12 protein-coding genes, 1 tRNA gene and 1 pseudogene are annotated in these 16,075 nt (G+C 61.3%); 8 read left to right on the forward strand and 6 right to left on the reverse strand.

Features of this window, described 5'->3' with window-relative positions; all coding sequences use genetic code 11:
* Positions 1-312 precede the first annotated feature (312 nt).
* The 5 genes and pseudogenes from IVB12_RS23650 (at position 313) to IVB12_RS23670 (ending at position 7,284) form a co-directional block, all read left to right on the forward strand.
* Positions 313-696, forward strand: coding sequence for a hypothetical protein (locus IVB12_RS23650; RefSeq protein ID WP_247275797.1), 384 nt, complete (start codon positions 313-315; stop codon positions 694-696).
* A gap of 858 nt (positions 697-1,554) precedes the next feature.
* Positions 1,555-1,749 carry a hypothetical protein gene (locus tag IVB12_RS23655; RefSeq protein WP_247302570.1) on the forward strand — a complete coding sequence of 65 codons (195 nt, stop codon included), beginning with the start codon at positions 1,555-1,557 and terminating at the stop codon, positions 1,747-1,749.
* 1,246 nt (positions 1,750-2,995) lie between these two features.
* Positions 2,996-5,383, forward strand: coding sequence for a hypothetical protein (locus tag IVB12_RS23660; RefSeq protein WP_346658520.1), 2,388 nt, complete (start codon positions 2,996-2,998; stop codon positions 5,381-5,383).
* Between the two features lie 651 nt (positions 5,384-6,034).
* A pseudogene (locus IVB12_RS23665) lies at positions 6,035-6,790 on the forward strand (IS6 family transposase); the annotation flags it as partial.
* Between the two features lie 281 nt (positions 6,791-7,071).
* Complete coding sequence (locus IVB12_RS23670) at positions 7,072-7,284, forward strand: hypothetical protein (RefSeq protein WP_247302574.1); 213 nt, start codon at positions 7,072-7,074, stop codon at positions 7,282-7,284.
* A 709-nt stretch (positions 7,285-7,993) separates the two neighbouring features.
* Here IVB12_RS23670 and IVB12_RS38450 read toward each other — a convergent pair.
* The 5 genes from IVB12_RS38450 to IVB12_RS23695 form a co-directional block, all read right to left on the reverse strand.
* Complete coding sequence (locus IVB12_RS38450; RefSeq protein ID WP_346015858.1) at positions 7,994-8,197, reverse strand: hypothetical protein; 204 nt, start codon at positions 8,195-8,197, stop codon at positions 7,994-7,996.
* Between the two features lie 148 nt (positions 8,198-8,345).
* Entirely contained in the window at positions 8,346-9,110 is a 765-nt protein-coding gene (locus IVB12_RS23680) for an outer membrane beta-barrel protein (RefSeq protein WP_247275794.1), read from the reverse strand.
* Positions 9,111-10,515: 1,405 nt separating this feature from the next.
* A tRNA-Val gene (locus IVB12_RS23685) sits at positions 10,516-10,590 on the reverse strand.
* A 156-nt stretch (positions 10,591-10,746) separates the two neighbouring features.
* The gene (locus IVB12_RS23690; protein ID WP_247302576.1) at positions 10,747-12,039 is read right to left on the reverse strand and encodes a hypothetical protein; all 1,293 of its coding nucleotides are present in this window, start codon (positions 12,037-12,039) and stop codon (positions 10,747-10,749) included.
* Positions 12,040-12,157: 118 nt separating this feature from the next.
* Positions 12,158-12,763: a DUF1134 domain-containing protein gene (locus tag IVB12_RS23695; RefSeq protein WP_247302578.1), complete on the reverse strand. Its 606-nt coding sequence runs from the start codon at positions 12,761-12,763 to the stop codon at positions 12,158-12,160.
* 139 nt (positions 12,764-12,902) lie between these two features.
* On the opposite strand from IVB12_RS23695, the gene IVB12_RS23700 reads away from it, so the two are divergent.
* Entirely contained in the window at positions 12,903-13,397 is a 495-nt protein-coding gene (locus tag IVB12_RS23700) for a YHS domain-containing (seleno)protein (RefSeq protein WP_247302580.1), read from the forward strand.
* Positions 13,398-13,404: 7 nt separating this feature from the next.
* Here the strand turns inward: IVB12_RS23700 and IVB12_RS23705 are convergent, their stop codons facing one another.
* Positions 13,405-14,235, reverse strand: coding sequence for a 3'(2'),5'-bisphosphate nucleotidase CysQ (locus tag IVB12_RS23705; protein WP_247302592.1), 831 nt, complete (start codon positions 14,233-14,235; stop codon positions 13,405-13,407).
* 197 nt (positions 14,236-14,432) lie between these two features.
* Between IVB12_RS23705 and IVB12_RS23710 the strand changes: the two genes are divergently transcribed.
* Both IVB12_RS23710 and IVB12_RS23715 read left to right on the forward strand, forming a co-directional pair.
* Entirely contained in the window at positions 14,433-15,086 is a 654-nt protein-coding gene (locus IVB12_RS23710; RefSeq protein ID WP_247302581.1) for a histidine phosphotransferase family protein, read from the forward strand.
* Positions 15,087-15,284: 198 nt separating this feature from the next.
* Positions 15,285-16,075, forward strand: a 791-nt coding sequence (locus tag IVB12_RS23715; protein WP_247302583.1) for an Hpt domain-containing protein, incomplete at its 3' end; no start/stop codon positions are given.

Genomic DNA, 16,075 nt, shown 5'->3' on the forward strand with positions numbered 1-16,075 from the left:
ATCCGGAATAGACAAAGAGCAGCGGTGCTGGCGAATCGCATACTGGATCGGGATTCCATTGTAAGCTCGACTGGCGTTGTTCACTGTCTCACGTGGCGCGCATGCATCTTGGTGACGTCGAATGTGCTCTCGCCACCGGGACATAGGCGGCAATCAATCAAATGCATCGATAGGCGGGCAGCACCCCGCTCAGCGCCGGAACAATCCCGGTAGTTGTCGCCGACATCCTGAGTTCGAGATGATTGCCGAGAACACATTGATTGGTGAAATCGATGGTTTGGACCGATGCATTCACATGGCGGAGCAGTGACAATGCCGTTCCATGGTCTGGATCTAAATCTCCTCATCACGATCGATGCTCCCGATGGCGAGCGCAGCCGCACGGCCGCAGGTTTGATGGGGAGCAGCGATGATAGGCAATTTGCATCGCGGCCCTCAATTTGCAAAGCCTCACACGCCCGCAGACGTTCCGTGCTTGAGCAACGAACTTCCTCATTCGGCCTGGAAGGTGAGTCTCCTTCGTGCTCCGATCACTGGAGCGACAGTGATGGCCAAGCGCGGCTACGCTCAGCTGGAGAACGCCATAACGAGGCCGTCCTGCCGCGCCTTCCTTTTTCTAACTTTTATAAAATCACCGAGACGCTGTGGAATGAACTGCTCAACGGCCGCACAATCCAAAGACGGGGGGTGACATGAAGTTGGCCGCACCGGGCAAAACCGTGCCTACAATCCGATCGCGGCGTCCATGATCACGTACTCATCGCAGCTTTACCGACAGCAAACCTACCATGTTGCGTGATGCACGGCGCTTTCCCTACCCGGCAGCACATGAAGTGTGAAATCAATTCTTTGGATGGATTGCATTCGCATCCTGGATAGTGACAACACGTCTGAGGTCTGTGTCTCAGTCTCCTAGTCACACCTGATGCCCTGATGACCGAACGCAATCTGTCGCTGGCAATTCTGGTGGGGCGAGCGATAATTTTGGTGGTTTGCATGGCGGCGTCTTCCTGCAAGGCTCACATTGGGCGCCGACTCTTCTGGGCTAGCAAACCCACGTGATGGTCACTCGCCAAGCAATGTCGGTTCTGCTCCATCCGGACGCGGGAAAAAATGTTGTTGTCATTCTACGTCTGATCAGAATGGTGCATCATCTCGGAATCGGTGGGCGACTTGCTCCGGAATTCGCATGGTGCACGACCGCGCGTCAGCAAGTTGTTCCGTCTGAGCCGAAGCGCCCCGATCCTAGAGAGCTTGACGGCCAATAAGTCTTCCGCAGAGTGCTTGGCAGTCGCATCGGAGTGCGGACAGATGCTTTGGTCAGGTTGTGGTCAGCTAGGTTGTATATCCTCCTCGGCAAAGCTTGTCGCGGCACGACTCAATCGCGTGCATTTTGCCGATCGGGAGCGATCTGATGTATGGCAGAATCGGTGGCTCCGTTTTGCGGAAGCGGTTGCCGGCCTGGAGCGAGGTGGGTCGTCGTCGGCGGGCGCGACGCCGTACTCCCTGCGTTCCAATCCGCCCATTATCAAGATCGTCGACTGAGAGTCTTTCATGCGCAAAGTGAAGAGATTCTTGTCCAGTGAAATCATGCACATCGCCAGTAACCCGCACGAGTACTCGGATTTTGTTCGGAGAAAGCCGAGCGGGCTGCAACTGTCGGTGGGTGGAGGCTATTCCAGTACTTACGATGATCCGGATAAGCCCGCGCGATTTTTCAGCTATCAGGTTGGGGTAACGAAACTGTAGGGCTTTTAGGAGCCGGAGGCTCGGTCCGGATCAAGGGAGACCATTGTCGCCAACAGTTCGGGCGTAACGATATCACGTCCGTGGTAGACCTACGCGTTACTTATCCGCTCGCCGAGAACGCGGGCGATATCCTGCTGGAGCATGAACTGCGAATGGACGGCGATCATCCGCTGGTCTTATCACGTCCTGGCGTAGGAGGTATGGAACCCCATCTAGCGGAAATGGGTTTTGTTCGTGGGTCGCAATAACTGGGTGCTTGATCCTCAACAGCATCCAAAAGTGTGGACGAAGAACGAGAACGACCAGTGGCACCGAGTAGACAGGCCTACAAAGTATCTTTCCAAAGTCGAGGATAGCGACAGTCAAGAGAGCTGCGAGACGGATTCGTCTGACGATGATCCGTCGTATTACCTGGAGCGCGCTGTTCGAAGATTGCCTGTGGGACAAGACGATTCGAATGATAAGAGCGGGCTGGGACCGACTGGTATTTCGCTATTGCAGGGGCCGGTTCAGAAGTGAACTTGAAGGAAGCGCTCGCGCCGGATCGTGCTCCTCGCGCGTGACATATGCCCGGTTTCGAACGTCAAGTTTGACTTCCTCGGCTACTGCTTCCGGCCGCGACAGGCAAAGAGCTCTCAAAACGCCTCGGTGTTTTGCAGTTTTCTGCCTCGGCTCAGCGCTTCGGCGCTGAAGTTTATGCGGGCGGCAATCCGGGATTTAACCTCCGAAAGCGGACCCATGTGTCAATGGCTGACATCGCTCGGCAGCTCAATGCCCTCCTGCGGGGGATTGTGTATTACGGTCGATTCAGGCGGGCGCCTCTGGGTCAATCCTTCGATACGTCAATCAGACAATCGAGGCTTGGATGATGCGGAAGTTCAAACGCTTTATGGGGTCGCAAGGCCAAGACCGGCCGCGTTCTCGAACGACTATCTCGCGAACGTCCCGGGTTGTTCGCACAATGGAAGATCGGCATACGCGGCTCGTTCGCCTGATGGGAGCCTAGTGACGCGAGAGTCTCACGCTGGGATCCTTGAGAGGCCGGCGGTGAGATTCCGCCGGCCTACTCGCCAAAGCCGTCTGCCCGGATGTGTGAGGGCAACGCCAAATGGCCGAACTACTCGACCACGATCCACGGCGGTGTGGGTTTCCTGTGCAACCGGAAAAACGCCCTTCGTCAGCTACTCGTCAGCCAGCCTGTCTATCCAGACAGGCTGCGCATTCTCGACTTGATTGGAGATGGAATATGACGGGCATTGGCCGATCTGGAAGATCGCGCACTGGAGATGCTGGAGCCGGATCGAGCAGTTCACGCTCGCACTCAAGTCTAGCCCCTAGGGAAGGCAGTCAATCGTTCGATTCCGTTGTGGAGCGGATGCGCTCTGGGCCCCAAGATAGAGGGACGCCCTCCGCTAGCACGGCGCGCGGTGCCGACGATGCCCTTGGCGACAGGTCTTCCGGTCCCTCCGTTGGCCCAGATCGAATCCTAGGCGCTGCGGCACGTGCAGCCGCTGCGCCACGTGCAGTCACTGCGCGGCGGCGCGGCTTTACCTCAGTGTCGGAGGGTGGAGACACGGCGCCGGTCGCCAGCCAGCCAACTTCCGGTGTGGCAGTCTCCATTTCCTCGTCAGAGGAAGAAATCAACGCAGCAAGGCGACACATGGACCGCCTGCGTGAGGAACTTGCCGCTTGCGGTAATGCGGGCATGCAAGCCCAGAACTCGGAGGAGGCGCTAGAGCTGGCCGATCGGTTCGTCAAAGCAGGCTCGGCAGTTCTGGAGTACTACGCGAGCCTGCGCCCGGCCGTCGCGCCGATCATTCTGTCCGACGCTGAGGCCCGTCAATGCTGCTCTGCCGTGGTCGATGCGGGGCGTCAAGGCAAGATTGTGGGCAGAGCGATTATCTCCGACTTGCAAGAGCGCAGAAAGACTTCGGCAGACCTGTTCCAGCGGATCAAATCCAACGCTACCCCCGACCAGTTGAGCCGAGTGGCTTCCAGTATGGTGAAGGACCATGTGCCTGTCATCGAGTGGTGGAGAAAGAAGCTGTTACGCTCGGAACGGATGGTGTCCGTCTGCGAGACCACTGCCAAGTTGCCAAGCACGACGCCCGAGATGCGGAAGCCCATCGAGGCCGCACTACGCCTGCATACCGGCTCGGCACTTTATGATGGGTGCTTGTATCTGGAAGCGCGGATTAAGCTCGCGAAGCTTCTGATTGAGTCTCAGGCGAGCACGTTTGAACCAACCGTGAGGGACGCCCTCATGGATGAGAACGGGCGGGTGCGTCTGCTCGGGACCTATATCCAGGATGCTTTTCCGGCATTCAACTCGACGTACAAAGCCGTTCTGAACGAGCACGGAGAGCCACTCGACGCAGAGCACTGCACCGTTCTGGAAGGAGTCATGGAACGGCATTCGGAATTGGCCTCAGGGGTGGAACGCATCGGTGCCACGCTAAGGGATGCTGGAACGGATGCCGACCTTCTATTGGAACAGTTGGACCAGATCATGGAAGGTGCATGGGTCACCGCGCATCAAGTCACGCGACTATTGGCAGTGCAGCCAAAGACGCAAGTGGAGCCGCCTGCCCAGACTGCGATATCGGAAAAGACCGACTTAGCGGCTGAGAGCCACGCGCCGCGCAGGAAAGGGAAAGGCAAGCGCGCACCGGCCGCAGGCGAGGGGAGTTCGACGGCCAGGCTGCGCGAGCCGCAGCTCGCCAGGCCCGACGCTGCCACGGTTATCGTACTCTCGGATCTGGGTACGAAGAAACTCGCGAGTGCGGAGGAGGCACGCGCGAGGGCGTCATCATCGGCGACCGGGCACCTGGCGATGTGGCAGGCTCCGCCCTCCAGGAACGCACTGACGGGATTACTCAAGCGATTGGACGAGCTGCTGGAGTTCGATCTGCCGGCTCAGCAAAGCGCCGTCTCGCAAGCGCGCCAGATGAAGCCCGAGGACGCCGACCACGTCGTGGATCTCGTCCTTAAGCGCCTGCAGACGCAGGCCACCGAGATTAAGACCTGTGTAGCCGCGCTGGAGGAGCCCCGCCGACGTGGCCTACTCAAGCCTGCGCAATTGACCGAAGTGCACAACAAAATAGTCCGGCTTAAGGCGATGTTGTCCGAGGTTCAGGGACAGGCAAACTCAGTGAACGCGCAAAAGGCGGGGATCACGATCGATTGCATGAAGACCTATGCGTTTCCGTCGCAGAAGTACCTTGAACAGTTGCGGGCGGCCGAAGAACTTGCGTCTGTGTATCCACCCCAAGCCTTGAATAAGATCGAGCCAGCGACGCTGTTCGAGATCAAGCTGCAGCCCAAGGCGCTGCGCAGTGGTAGGAAGCCAGATCCGATGTGGGTGCACATCCATACCAAGCTGCCGGTGCGTGCCTCGCAGTTGGCCACGCTGGGCGTCGCCAACTTCGCCGCTTGCCACGTGAAGTCCAATGAACAGCGCGGCTACAATCGGCAATGGCAGAGCGCTCAAGCCGCCACGGGGCACGAGAACGTCGTGATCCACCGCGGCAAGCTCACGCCTGCGTTCTGTAAGTCGTTGTTGAGCATCGCCCCAGGCTACTCCCTTCCGGAGGCGGAGCACGCGTCGATGCAGCTCGCGCGCCTCAGGATGTAGTTACCTGAGTGTCTCGCGCCAGAGCGTCGCTGTGGTGACACCATCAAGCAGACCGCCACCGAGAGGAAATCCTCGATGAACTCGAAGCCGGCGCGGGCTCCTCGAACAGATCGACAACGGGGTCCGACTGAAATTCGATCGGGAGCGTGGAGACCCCGACTTCCTTTCGCTTGAAAAACAGCATCGCGGCGCTTGTCGCCGCGCTTGCGATGGCCGGGTCCGAATAGCCTAAGACCCGGCTATGCTTCAGATCGTGAATGAAGCAGTTTTGCGCATTTGTGTTCGAGATCCCATCGCCGATCGCTTCGGTAAGTGTCTGCGGGGCCGTGCTTAGCGCCCCACAACGATTGGGCTTCCCGGCCTGGAGCACCAGAATGCGGTGTAAAGGGCCAAACGCGTGCGGGCCAGCCGCACCGGGCTCTCGTGCTGGGGTGGACGGCCCTTTCCGCTACTCCGGGGGCAAGATGAGGAGTCGTCGCTGACCTCAAAGAAAGGAGACGCCGCGAAAACAATTGTTCGCATCGGTTTGAATACGTGAAGAGTGTAGTGCTTCAGCTGCATGGCGTTGACAGGACGGAGCAGCCGAGGGTTGAGGGCAGAAGGCACGGTCAAATTAACGAATTGGAGCGGCCGAGCGGGCAGACGAGCGGCATGCCAACCGCCCGGGGTTCTTTCTCGCCGTCATGGTTTCCCACCGGAAGTGATCTGCTATGCCGTTTGGATGTATTTCCCGTTTCCTTAAGCTCGCGCATTGTCGAGGAAATGCTGGCGGCGCGCGGCATTGTCGTGACCTATTAAACCGTGCGCCAGCGGGGAACCAATTCGGCAAGGCGTTCTCCTTTTGGATCCGCCAGCGCGCTCCGCGCGCGGCGACAAATGGCATCTGAACGAAATCGCTATCTCGACGCGGCCGAACAACATTGGCTCTGGCGCGCTGTTGACCAGAAAGGGCTCGTTCTCGAGGTCTTAATCCAGCGCCGAAGAGACTCGCGCGCTGCGCAGCGGCTTGTCAAGAAGGCCTTGAAATTCGGCGCCACGCCGCCGCGCGTCATGATCACGTACAAACCCCGTTCGTACGGCGCTGCAAGGGCGAGATGGGCTTTCACACCGACCGACCATCGCCACCACAAAGCTCTCAACCACCGCGCTGAGAATTCTCACCCGCCGACCCGGCGACGCGAGCGGATCATAAAGCGGCTTAAATCGTCCCGTCAGACTCAGCGGTTTCTGTCAGTTCACGATCCGGTCGCAAACCTTTTCCACGTCCCCTATTCCGGAGCCGTCACTGCCGACTTCCGTCGTGCTTCGCGCGAGCCAGCCTTTGCGATTTCCTGCGAGATCTCCGCGATAGGCGCTATCGCCGATTCTCAAACCCTGAGAAGTGCCTTCTTCGGTTCAGTGCCAGATCGCGCATGGGCTATCTCCAAAAATGGAAGCGGCAAGAGGAGAAGAAGTCCAGCGCGGGAGGATCGTGAAGATGGCTCGCCTCAACCCGCCGAGCAGATCGAGCAGAGCTACGACGACACCATGAAGGCGCTGGCCGACTATCTCACGCGCGAGCGCGACGCGGCAACCACCATTGAAATCCAGATCCTTGATCGGGACAGCCTCCGCGACGCCATCACGGAGGTCCTGGTTGACGCGCGCGTGCATCCAAGACCAAGAGCGGACGTCCCGGAGCGCGAATTATGACCGTTTGGATTTACGATCAGGGCGAGGTTCTGAAGGTCTTCGCGACCGAAGAGGTTGCGCAGGCATGGCTCGATGAGAACGATCCCGAGGGCGTCACCTTTGAGCACGACGTGATAGGCCCGCCAGCGCGAACCTGCACCCGCAGAACAGGCCCGCCAACTGAGGCGGCGTTACTCTCTGTCCATTTCGGAGATTTACGGGCGCCTTAGAGGCTCAGCACCAGCATATACGCGAGGACCGTGGATAGAGCGCCCAATCCAACCATGGTGATTATGAAAACGAGGTCTGGCGCCGTCACGCTGCCCCCCATTTGGTTTCGCAAATCACCTGAATCTTACGCTTTACTCCGGCGGCTGCAAGCCGGGCGACATAAGCCATTCGGTCATGTGAGCGCCAACCTCGTTTTGTCGGGCTCTACGCAGTAAGGCTTCCCGCTGCGGTCCATGCGGGAGCTTCTTGGCTTGCTCGCGTAGGCTTTTCGCTTCTTCGGCAAGTCGTTCTTCCAAGGGCGAAGACTGGCTAAATCGGCGGCGCGCTCCCATGGCCTTCCTCCATGACGTAACCGGCAATTCAAACGCGAAAGTTCCGGGCCGGTTCCTCAAATCAGGCCACTGTGATTTTCAAACCAGGCCACCGCGCTCGGAAACAGGCCAGTACCCGAGGCAGCATGAGAACATTCCGCAAAACGAGAACAACGGGCTTCCATCAGGTGCGGCGGCGTCCGAGCCCCCGCGGATATGTAGGCCGCAGGTGCTACCTTATGACAGCTCCTGCGGCCGGTGCCGCGACGTTCCGCACGATCCGCGCGGCACGCCAAGTTGCTAGCACACAGGCCCGCTAGCGCGAACCGGCGGGGCTTTTGCTCTCCCGAAACGGGCTCGCGTCAGTCGAGATTGAACTTGTTTTGGAGAGCCCTGATCATGTCCTCGACGCTCCCTTGCCGCCAGTGCGTGGAACTAGTTTGATCTGCAAGCCCATGGCGGTGAGCACACTGAGAATTGTTGAAAAATTCGGAAGCCGTTGGTCGCCGAACGCGCGATAGATGCTTGTACGCTGCAGTCCAGTTTTTTTTGAGAGTTCTGAAATGTTGAAATGTCTGAGTGCCTGCCCGATGCTCCGCAAATTGTGTGAGGTTCACCCGAAGCGAGTGCCTCGTTGAGCTCAACGGCGAGCTGCGAAGGGACGTTTGGCCTGAAGGTCTTTGTCATTCGAGCCTTCCAAAGAAGATGGCCGGCTCTAAGAGCCGGCCCCCGTTCTTTTATGAAGCTGCTCAGTACCTCGCGATCGTCGGACCGCCGAACTTGTAGTTCAGGCGGACCAAGCCCATGTCAACGTCTTGGCGGATGCGGTCGCTACCTGCGAAGGCTCCAGCCGGCGTGGTGAAGTCGATCGTGCGATCGCCCAGGAAGATGTGGTTGTACTCGATGCCAACCGACCAGTTCGGAGCAAAGCCATACTCGAGGCCCGCGCCAACGGTGCCACCCCAACGGGTTTCACGCGCCGACGACAAGAGCGCGCCAGTCGGAATATCAAACACATCATACTTGTCGCCGACGACCGCGGCGCCGCCCTTGACGTAGAACAAAACATTGTTCCATGCGTAACCGACCTGCCCGGTAATCAGACCAAAAGAGTCGATGCGAGAGCGATTGCGATCAGTGCCAAACGCCAAGCTCGTGTTGTCGCCTCTGAAGTCAGCCCAGTTGCCTTGGCCTTCGAAACCGAACACCCAATTTGCCGACTGCCAGCGATAGCCAATCTGACCACCGACCGTGCCCCCGACAGCATTGTGGCAACCCTCGCCGACCAGAGCGCCTGGGACGCCGAAAATGCCGGCTGCATCCACAAAATCCCAGCACTTGTGGCTTGAACCGCCGCCGCCGTTGATGCCGATGTAAAAGCCGCTCCAGTCGTAAACAGCAGCAATCATCGGAGGCGCCTTCGTATATGGCCGCGCGGCCAGATCCGCCGCACTGGCGGGAGCGACCAGCCCCAGAGTTAGTGTTCCGGCTGCAGCCGCTAAAAGCCTTTTCATGCGAGTGTCTCCCCAGAAATACGAGTTCAATGAATCGGATGCGTTTGGCTCCGTGCCCGATTAAGAGTACGTCGTTCGCCTCTACGTTGCTGTAGCCGGCTTGCAACACTCGCGGTCAAAGACGGGCGGGATTCTTCATAGTTATTAGATACTTGCGGAAGTAAAATCCCGGTGGCGTGCACATCGGGGGCGGGCGGGCAAAAACGCCCCGCAGCGAATCGGGTTCTTCGTTTCCATGCCCACGACACGCAGTAGCTTGCTCTCCGACCGAGCTACTAGGAATCGATAATCTGCGAGGTACTTAGGATGCCGGTGATCGCGGTATGGCTGACGATCCCCTCGGTAATTTTGTCTCCAATTGGAGACAATCCTCATCCAGTCGAGCGCCCACACGCTTACCCATCCAGACGGACTGCCGATCCGCCTGAAGCTCGCCAGGCACGAAACACCATGTGCCCATTTCGATTTTAAAAATGTGATCCTCAACAGAGCGAGGACGTGGTCGCGTCGGCATTGAGCACCTCCGCCAGTGCAGTCCGCCTCGACGAGGACCTTTATGGCCCGGACATTTCTGCGGCGAGCGATCAGCTGGGCCAGTCGCGCCCGGCTTGGCTTTCATCTTCTGCTCGAGGCCGCAGACCTTCTTCGAAAGTTGGCCGGCGAGCGATGCCGGCGAGTCGCTGAAGGCTGTGCTTCGCAGATTAAGCCGCAGGCTCGATAGTTGGTCCGAAAACCGCATTCGAGATGTCTGGCACCGGGACCCCCGAGTGAAGATCCGGGCCGATGAGGTCAGCCAGCTGCGTGCGCTCGCAGAACCCAAACGCAAATCAGAGACTGTCCATGATTCTGAAGAGCTTCGAGCTACTACGCGGCGGCCTGCGTCGCCGCTCGGTGAGGTTTTTGAGGGGCGGAAAGTGTACACTTTCAACTTGTCTGCCGTCGCGATCGGTCTTACGGACGACGTCGAACGAAGCCGCTAAGATCGTGAGCGGTAATCCAACGTCAACCGTTATGGCTGCACGATGCGCCATCGCGGATGGGTGACGAGTACCGCGGATACGCACTGGCAAACGAGAACCCGTCAGCCCTATGTGGCTGGCGGGATTTTCTTTAGGCGCGCAGCCGAAGTCCTGCTGCTCGGCAGAGTGATCGCTCACCGCCTGAGAAGCACTAAAGGCAGAGAGAAACAGTGCAGGAACGTCGCAGACAAGAGCGCATCGAGACAAACGAGGTCGCCTATACCGGTTGGGTGGCGAGAACATCGGACGGTCGCACGATGAGCAGCCGAGCCGCTCCGAGGCCGTCGCGCCATCATTGCTCGCTTCGTGCCCCTGTTGTGCCCCAGCTTTTTTGGGGCACATACTCGGAGAACCGCGTCGCTAAGTGGCTGATTCCAAGGGATTAATGGTGGGCGCACAAGGGATCGAACCTTGGACCTCTCCCGTGTGAAGGGAACGCTCTCCCGCTGAGCTATGCGCCCGGGACCATCATGCAGGCGGCCGGACTTGCGGCCGGCCGGCACATTGGAGCCCGCGATTTAGAAGTGCGGGGCGAAGGTGTCAAGTTTCCAGGCGCCGGAGGGCCGGAAAACCGATCGCAAGCCATCCCACTCGCTGGTAGGCCGGGTTTCGGCCGGTTAAGCGCCCTGCTGGCGGGCGCGGGAGGCGTGGGCCTGGAGGGCGCGGATGCGCTCGGCGAGCGTTCCACCGCCCTCGGGCAGGGTGGCCGCGCCGTTGGTCGCAGCATCGTTGGCCGGGCGCGGCGCTTGCTTGGCCGGCTGGCTGGCGTCGGCCGCGAGCAGCGCCTCGATCGGCGAGTTCGGGCCTTCGAGCTGCATCGCCAGCTTGGCGACCTCAGCGGCGATGTCGTTGATGCGCTCGCGCAGCAGCGCGTTCTCCATCCGCTCGGTCGCCCAGGAGCTTTCCGCCTGCTGCTGGATCGCGTTGATGTCGCGCTGGAGTCTGGCGCGCTCGTCGCGCGCGCTGCGGAGCTGCTCCTCCAGCGCGGTCTTTTCCGCGCGCAGCGCTTCGAACGGGGCCGACGACTTGCCGCCGCTCAAGGCGGCGATCTCGACGCGCAGCTCCTTGATGATGCGCTCATTGCTCTCGTTGGCCTGGCGCAGCTGGTTGTTCTCATAGTCGCGCTCGGCGAGCAGCTTGCCTTGGGTGGCGAGGCGCCCCTCGAGGTCGGCGACGCGGCTCGATAGCATCTCGGCCTCCTTGACCTGCACGATGAGCTGGCGATCGAGCTCGGTGACACGCTGGCTCAGATTCTCGACGCGGCCCCGGGCATCCGCGAGTTCGCGCGAGGCGGTCTCGGATTCGGTCCGCTCCTGCGCCAGGCGCGCTTGCGTCGCGGCAAATTCCTTTTCGGCATCGCCGACGCGGTTCTTCAATTCCTCGATCTGCGCGCGCACGGCGACCAACTCGACCTGGCGGCTCTCCGCCATCATCGAGCGGTCCGACAGTTCAGAGTTGATCTTTGCAAGCTCGGCCTGCTTGTCAGCCAGCGCAATCCCGGCGGCGCGCAGCGCCTCGGTCTTGGCGTTGAACTCCTCCTCAGTGGCGCGAAGCTGCTCCTTCATCGCCTTCTCGCGCGCCTCCAGTGCGAAGATCGTGGCGTTCTTCTCCCCTAACTCGATCTTCATGCGGTTGATGGCATCGCTCTTCTTGCCGAGTTCGGCGAGCTGGCTGGTGGTCTTGTTCTTGAGCTGCTCGACGCTCATCTCGAGCCGCCGCGCCGACATGGCGAATTCGGCGCGGAGCTGGTCCTTGTCGGCCTGGATCTCGGCCATCGAGAGCGGGGTGGCGGCCTCGAGCCGGCGCGTCGTCAGGCGCACCGCGCGGTTGTGCACCAGCGGCACGATGGCAAGCCCGCACAGCATCGAGAGCAGGAAACCGATCGCCAGGTACATGATCGGTTCGACCATGGGCCAGAACTCCCAGAGCTAAGGAAAAATTTACCAACGACAATGGCATGGGGCGCCGGCAAAAAGCCAGTCCCGCTCCGTCGTTAACCTTGATCCGTACCCAGTTGGGAGAAGAGACCTAGAACGGGTTCCAGGTCGCATTCGGCGTGAATTTGAGATAGCCGATATTGGCTCCGAGCCGCAGGCCGAGGCCGGACCGGATCGGCACCAGCACGATGTTGTTGGCGGTGAGCGCCGTCATGCCGAAGCCGCCGATGATATAGGCCGAGCCGTCGAGGCCGGCGAAGCGCTGGTAGATCGCGTTGGTGGCGGGCAGGTTATAGACCAGCGTCATGGTGCGGGCGCCGTCGCCGCCCCAATCGAAACCGAGCGAGGGGCCCTGCCAGTAGACGCGCAGATCGCCGGCATTCTTGGTGTAGAGCGTGCCTTCGCCGTAGCGCAGGCCGGCGACGAAAGCGCCGGAACCTTCCTCACCCAGAATGTAGCCGTTCGGCAGACCCCATTGGCTGACCGCTTTCTCGATGATCGAGGCGAGCCCGCGCGAGACGTTGCCGAAGAAGCGGTGGCCCGCGGTCACGAGCTCGTCCGGCCCATAGGTGTTGGGCGTCGGGGCGCGCTGCGGCGGCGGCAGGTTGGGCGGGGGCGCCTGCTGGGCGGCGGCCGGCACGATCCAGCCGACCATCACGGCGAGCGCGAGCGCAGCAAGGCGTGATGCGAAAGTCATAAAAGAACCCCTGGTATCGAAACCGATCGCTTCCTTAACCTGACGCCAACAGGCACGGCTCTAGGTTGCGCCGGATGTCCCCTCGACTCGGATGTTATCCGCAGCAACTATGACGGCACAACGGCAGGAAGATAGCCCTTTGCGCCCCGGAATTGCCTTGATCGGCCGCCGCGTTTGCCTCGTCTGCCTGCTGGCGGGCATTTGGATCATCTGCCCGAGGTTGCCTGCAGAGGCAGCCACCACCGAGCGGATCGTCGTCAACCGCTTCAGCGGCGTCGCCATGGAGGGCTTCGATCCCGTCGCCTATTTCGTCGATGGCGCGGCCGCGCGAGGGACGGCGCAGTTCGAGGCGAACCTCTGGGGCGCGGTCTGGCGCTTCCGGAACGAGGGCAACCGGGCCTCCTTCCTGTCCCATCCCGAGATCTACGGGCCACAATTCGGTGGCTATGATCCGGCCGATATCGCCCGCGGCGTCGTCGTCGCCGGCAATCCCCGCTTCTTCGCGATCGTGGCGCAGCGGCTCTATTTGTTCAGCCGGGAAGCCAATCGCGACGCCTTCGTCACCAACCCGGAGCGCTTTCTCTATGAGGTCGGCAAGCGCTGGCCCGCCCTCCAAGATAAGCTTGGCCAGTAACAAGCGGTCAGTAGCGATCTACCGCCTGCGGGTCGCCCCAGGCAATGAACTCCGGGATGATGAAGCCGCTGTCGCTGCGCTGGCCGAAGCGGAGCTCGCCGCCCTTGCCGTCCGTCACCCTGCCGCCGGCCGCGGTTACCACCGCCGCGCCGGCCCCGACGTCCCATTCCGAGGTCGGTCCGAAGCGGGGATAGATGTCGGCGCTGCCTTCCGCGATCCGGCCGAATTTCACGGCCGAGCCGACCGTTTTTCGGACGGCATTGGGTCTGGCATCGATGAACGCCTCGCTCCTGGGATCGCCGTGCGAGCGGCTCACCGCCGCGATCCAGGGCGCGCCCTGCGCCGGAAACTTGCGGGTGTGAATTGGCTCGGCCGCGCCGACGGTCGTGCCGTCGAAGCTCACGCGCTCGGCGCCGCGGCCGATGACGCCGCGCCAGAGCAGGCCGAGCGCGGGCGCGGAGACGATGCCGAGCAGCGGCACGCCTTCGGTCACGAGGGCGAGGTTGACGGTGAATTCGTCGCGGCCGGCAACGAATTCCTTGGTGCCGTCGAGCGGATCGATCAGGAAGAAGCTGCCCTGAAACGGCGGCGAGGCGAGCTGGGTCCGTTCTTCCGATAGGGCCGGCACGTTGGCCGCAAGCTGCGCCAGTCCCTCCGCAATGATGCCATCGGCGGCAAGGTCGGCCTCGGTGACCGGTGAGCCGTCCTGCTTGCCCTCGACCCGCATCGCCGCACGGTTGACGGCGAGGATCGCTTCGCCCGCCTTCACCACCAGTGCGGTGAGCGGCTCTAGCAGGCCGGTTGCGGCTGCGCCGTCGATGATCCGCTTCACCTGGATGCCTCATTCATCGGCAATTTCGTCCTCCTCGACTGATTCGCCCCGATTGATTTGGTTGGGGCTTTATGGCCACCTCTCATCGATCGCAAGCTAGCTGCCGCGGGCATGCGAATGTTAGAACCCGCAGCATCCGTCAAGCATGCGTGATTCGCGGCTCCAGCGCCGTGCATTCCAGGAACCCTCCAGGACCCCATTATATGTCTGACGCCTCGTCGCCTGCGACCGCTACTGCTCCCGATATGCTCGAACTCGCAGCACTGCTGTGCTCGCGGGTCTGCCACGATCTCATCAGCCCCGTCGGCGCTATCGTCAACGGGCTCGAAGTGCTCGACGATGATCCCAAGCCCGAGGACCGCGAGTTCGCGCTCGACCTCATTCGCAAGAGCGCCAAGACGGCCTCGGCCCGGCTCCAGTTCTGCCGCCTTGCCTTCGGCGCGGCCGGCTCCTCCGGCGCACAGATCGATCTCGGTGATGCCCAGACCATGGCGCGCGGCCATATCGAGGACGGCAAGTGCTCGATCACCTGGAATCTGCCGCGGCTGCTGCTGGCGAAGAATCGCGTCAAGCTGCTGCTCAATATGCTGGTGGTTGCCCAGCACACGATCCCGCGCGGCGGCATGCTGACGATCGATCCGATCGGCGAGGGCGAGACGATGAGCTTCCGCATCACCGCGACCGGACATAATGCGCGCCTGCCGCAGAACATCTCCGAGCTCCTGAGCGGCGAGCGCGGGCCGGCCGCGGATGCGCATGCGATCCAGCCTTATTATACGCGGCTGTTGGCGCAGGCCTGCGGGCTCACCGTGAAGCTCGCGCCGGAAGGCGAAGCCATCACCGTTACCGCTTCGTAAACGCGCCCTTCGCGCTCGGAATATTAATCCAGTCTTGATGAGGCGCTTCGGCTTGTCCGGAGCGCCTTATCTCTTTGTTGGTTCCGTTCTTTTGCACATACTCAACCAATATTAAACGCTTTGCGGTGAAGCTGGCCCCATTCCGAAATGGCGCATCACGCCTCGTGCGCGCCCTTCCTGTATGAAGGCCTGTTTTTCATGGATGATCTGTTGCGGGAGTTTTTGACGGAGACCAGCGAGAGCCTGGACACCGTCGACAATCAATTGGTGAAGTTCGAGCAGGAGCCGAACAACGCCAAGATCCTGGATAACATCTTCCGCCTGGTCCACACCATCAAGGGCACCTGCGGCTTCCTCGGGCTGCCGCGGCTGGAAGCGCTGGCGCATGCCGGCGAGACCTTGATGGGCAAATTCCGTGACGGCATGCCGGTGACCGGGCAGGCGGTGACGGTGATCCTGTCCTCGATCGACCGCATCAAGGAGATTCTGGCCGGGCTGGAGGCGAGCGAAGCCGAGCCGGAAGGTAACGACCGCGACCTCATCGACAAGCTGGAAGCGATGGTCGAGCAGGGCATGGCGGCCATGGCAGCAGGCGCCAGCGCAGCTCCCGTCGCCGATGCCCCGCCTTTGGTGCCGGAAGCCCCGGCCGCTGCGCCGGCCAAGGCGATGACCACCGGCGCGCTGATCGAGCAGACCCTGGAGCGTCCCTTGCGTCCGGGCGAAGTCTCGCTCGACGAGCTCGAGCGCGCCTTCCGCGAGACCGCGATCGAAGCGCCGGTGCCTGTTGCAGCGGTGGCCAAGGCTGAAGTCAGGGCTGCGCCCGCGCCGGCGCTTGACGCCCCGGCGCCTGCGGCCAAGGAAACGGCCAAGGACGCTGCAAAACCCAAGGACAAGCCGGCGCCGAAGCGGTCGCTGGCCGACGAGGGCGCCGCCGAAGGCGACCGCATCGCCAACCAGTCGATCCGCGTCAACGTGGATACGCTGGAGCA

The sequence above is a fragment of the Bradyrhizobium sp. 179 genome (assembly GCF_023073535.1).
Classification (GTDB): domain Bacteria; phylum Pseudomonadota; class Alphaproteobacteria; order Rhizobiales; family Xanthobacteraceae; genus Bradyrhizobium.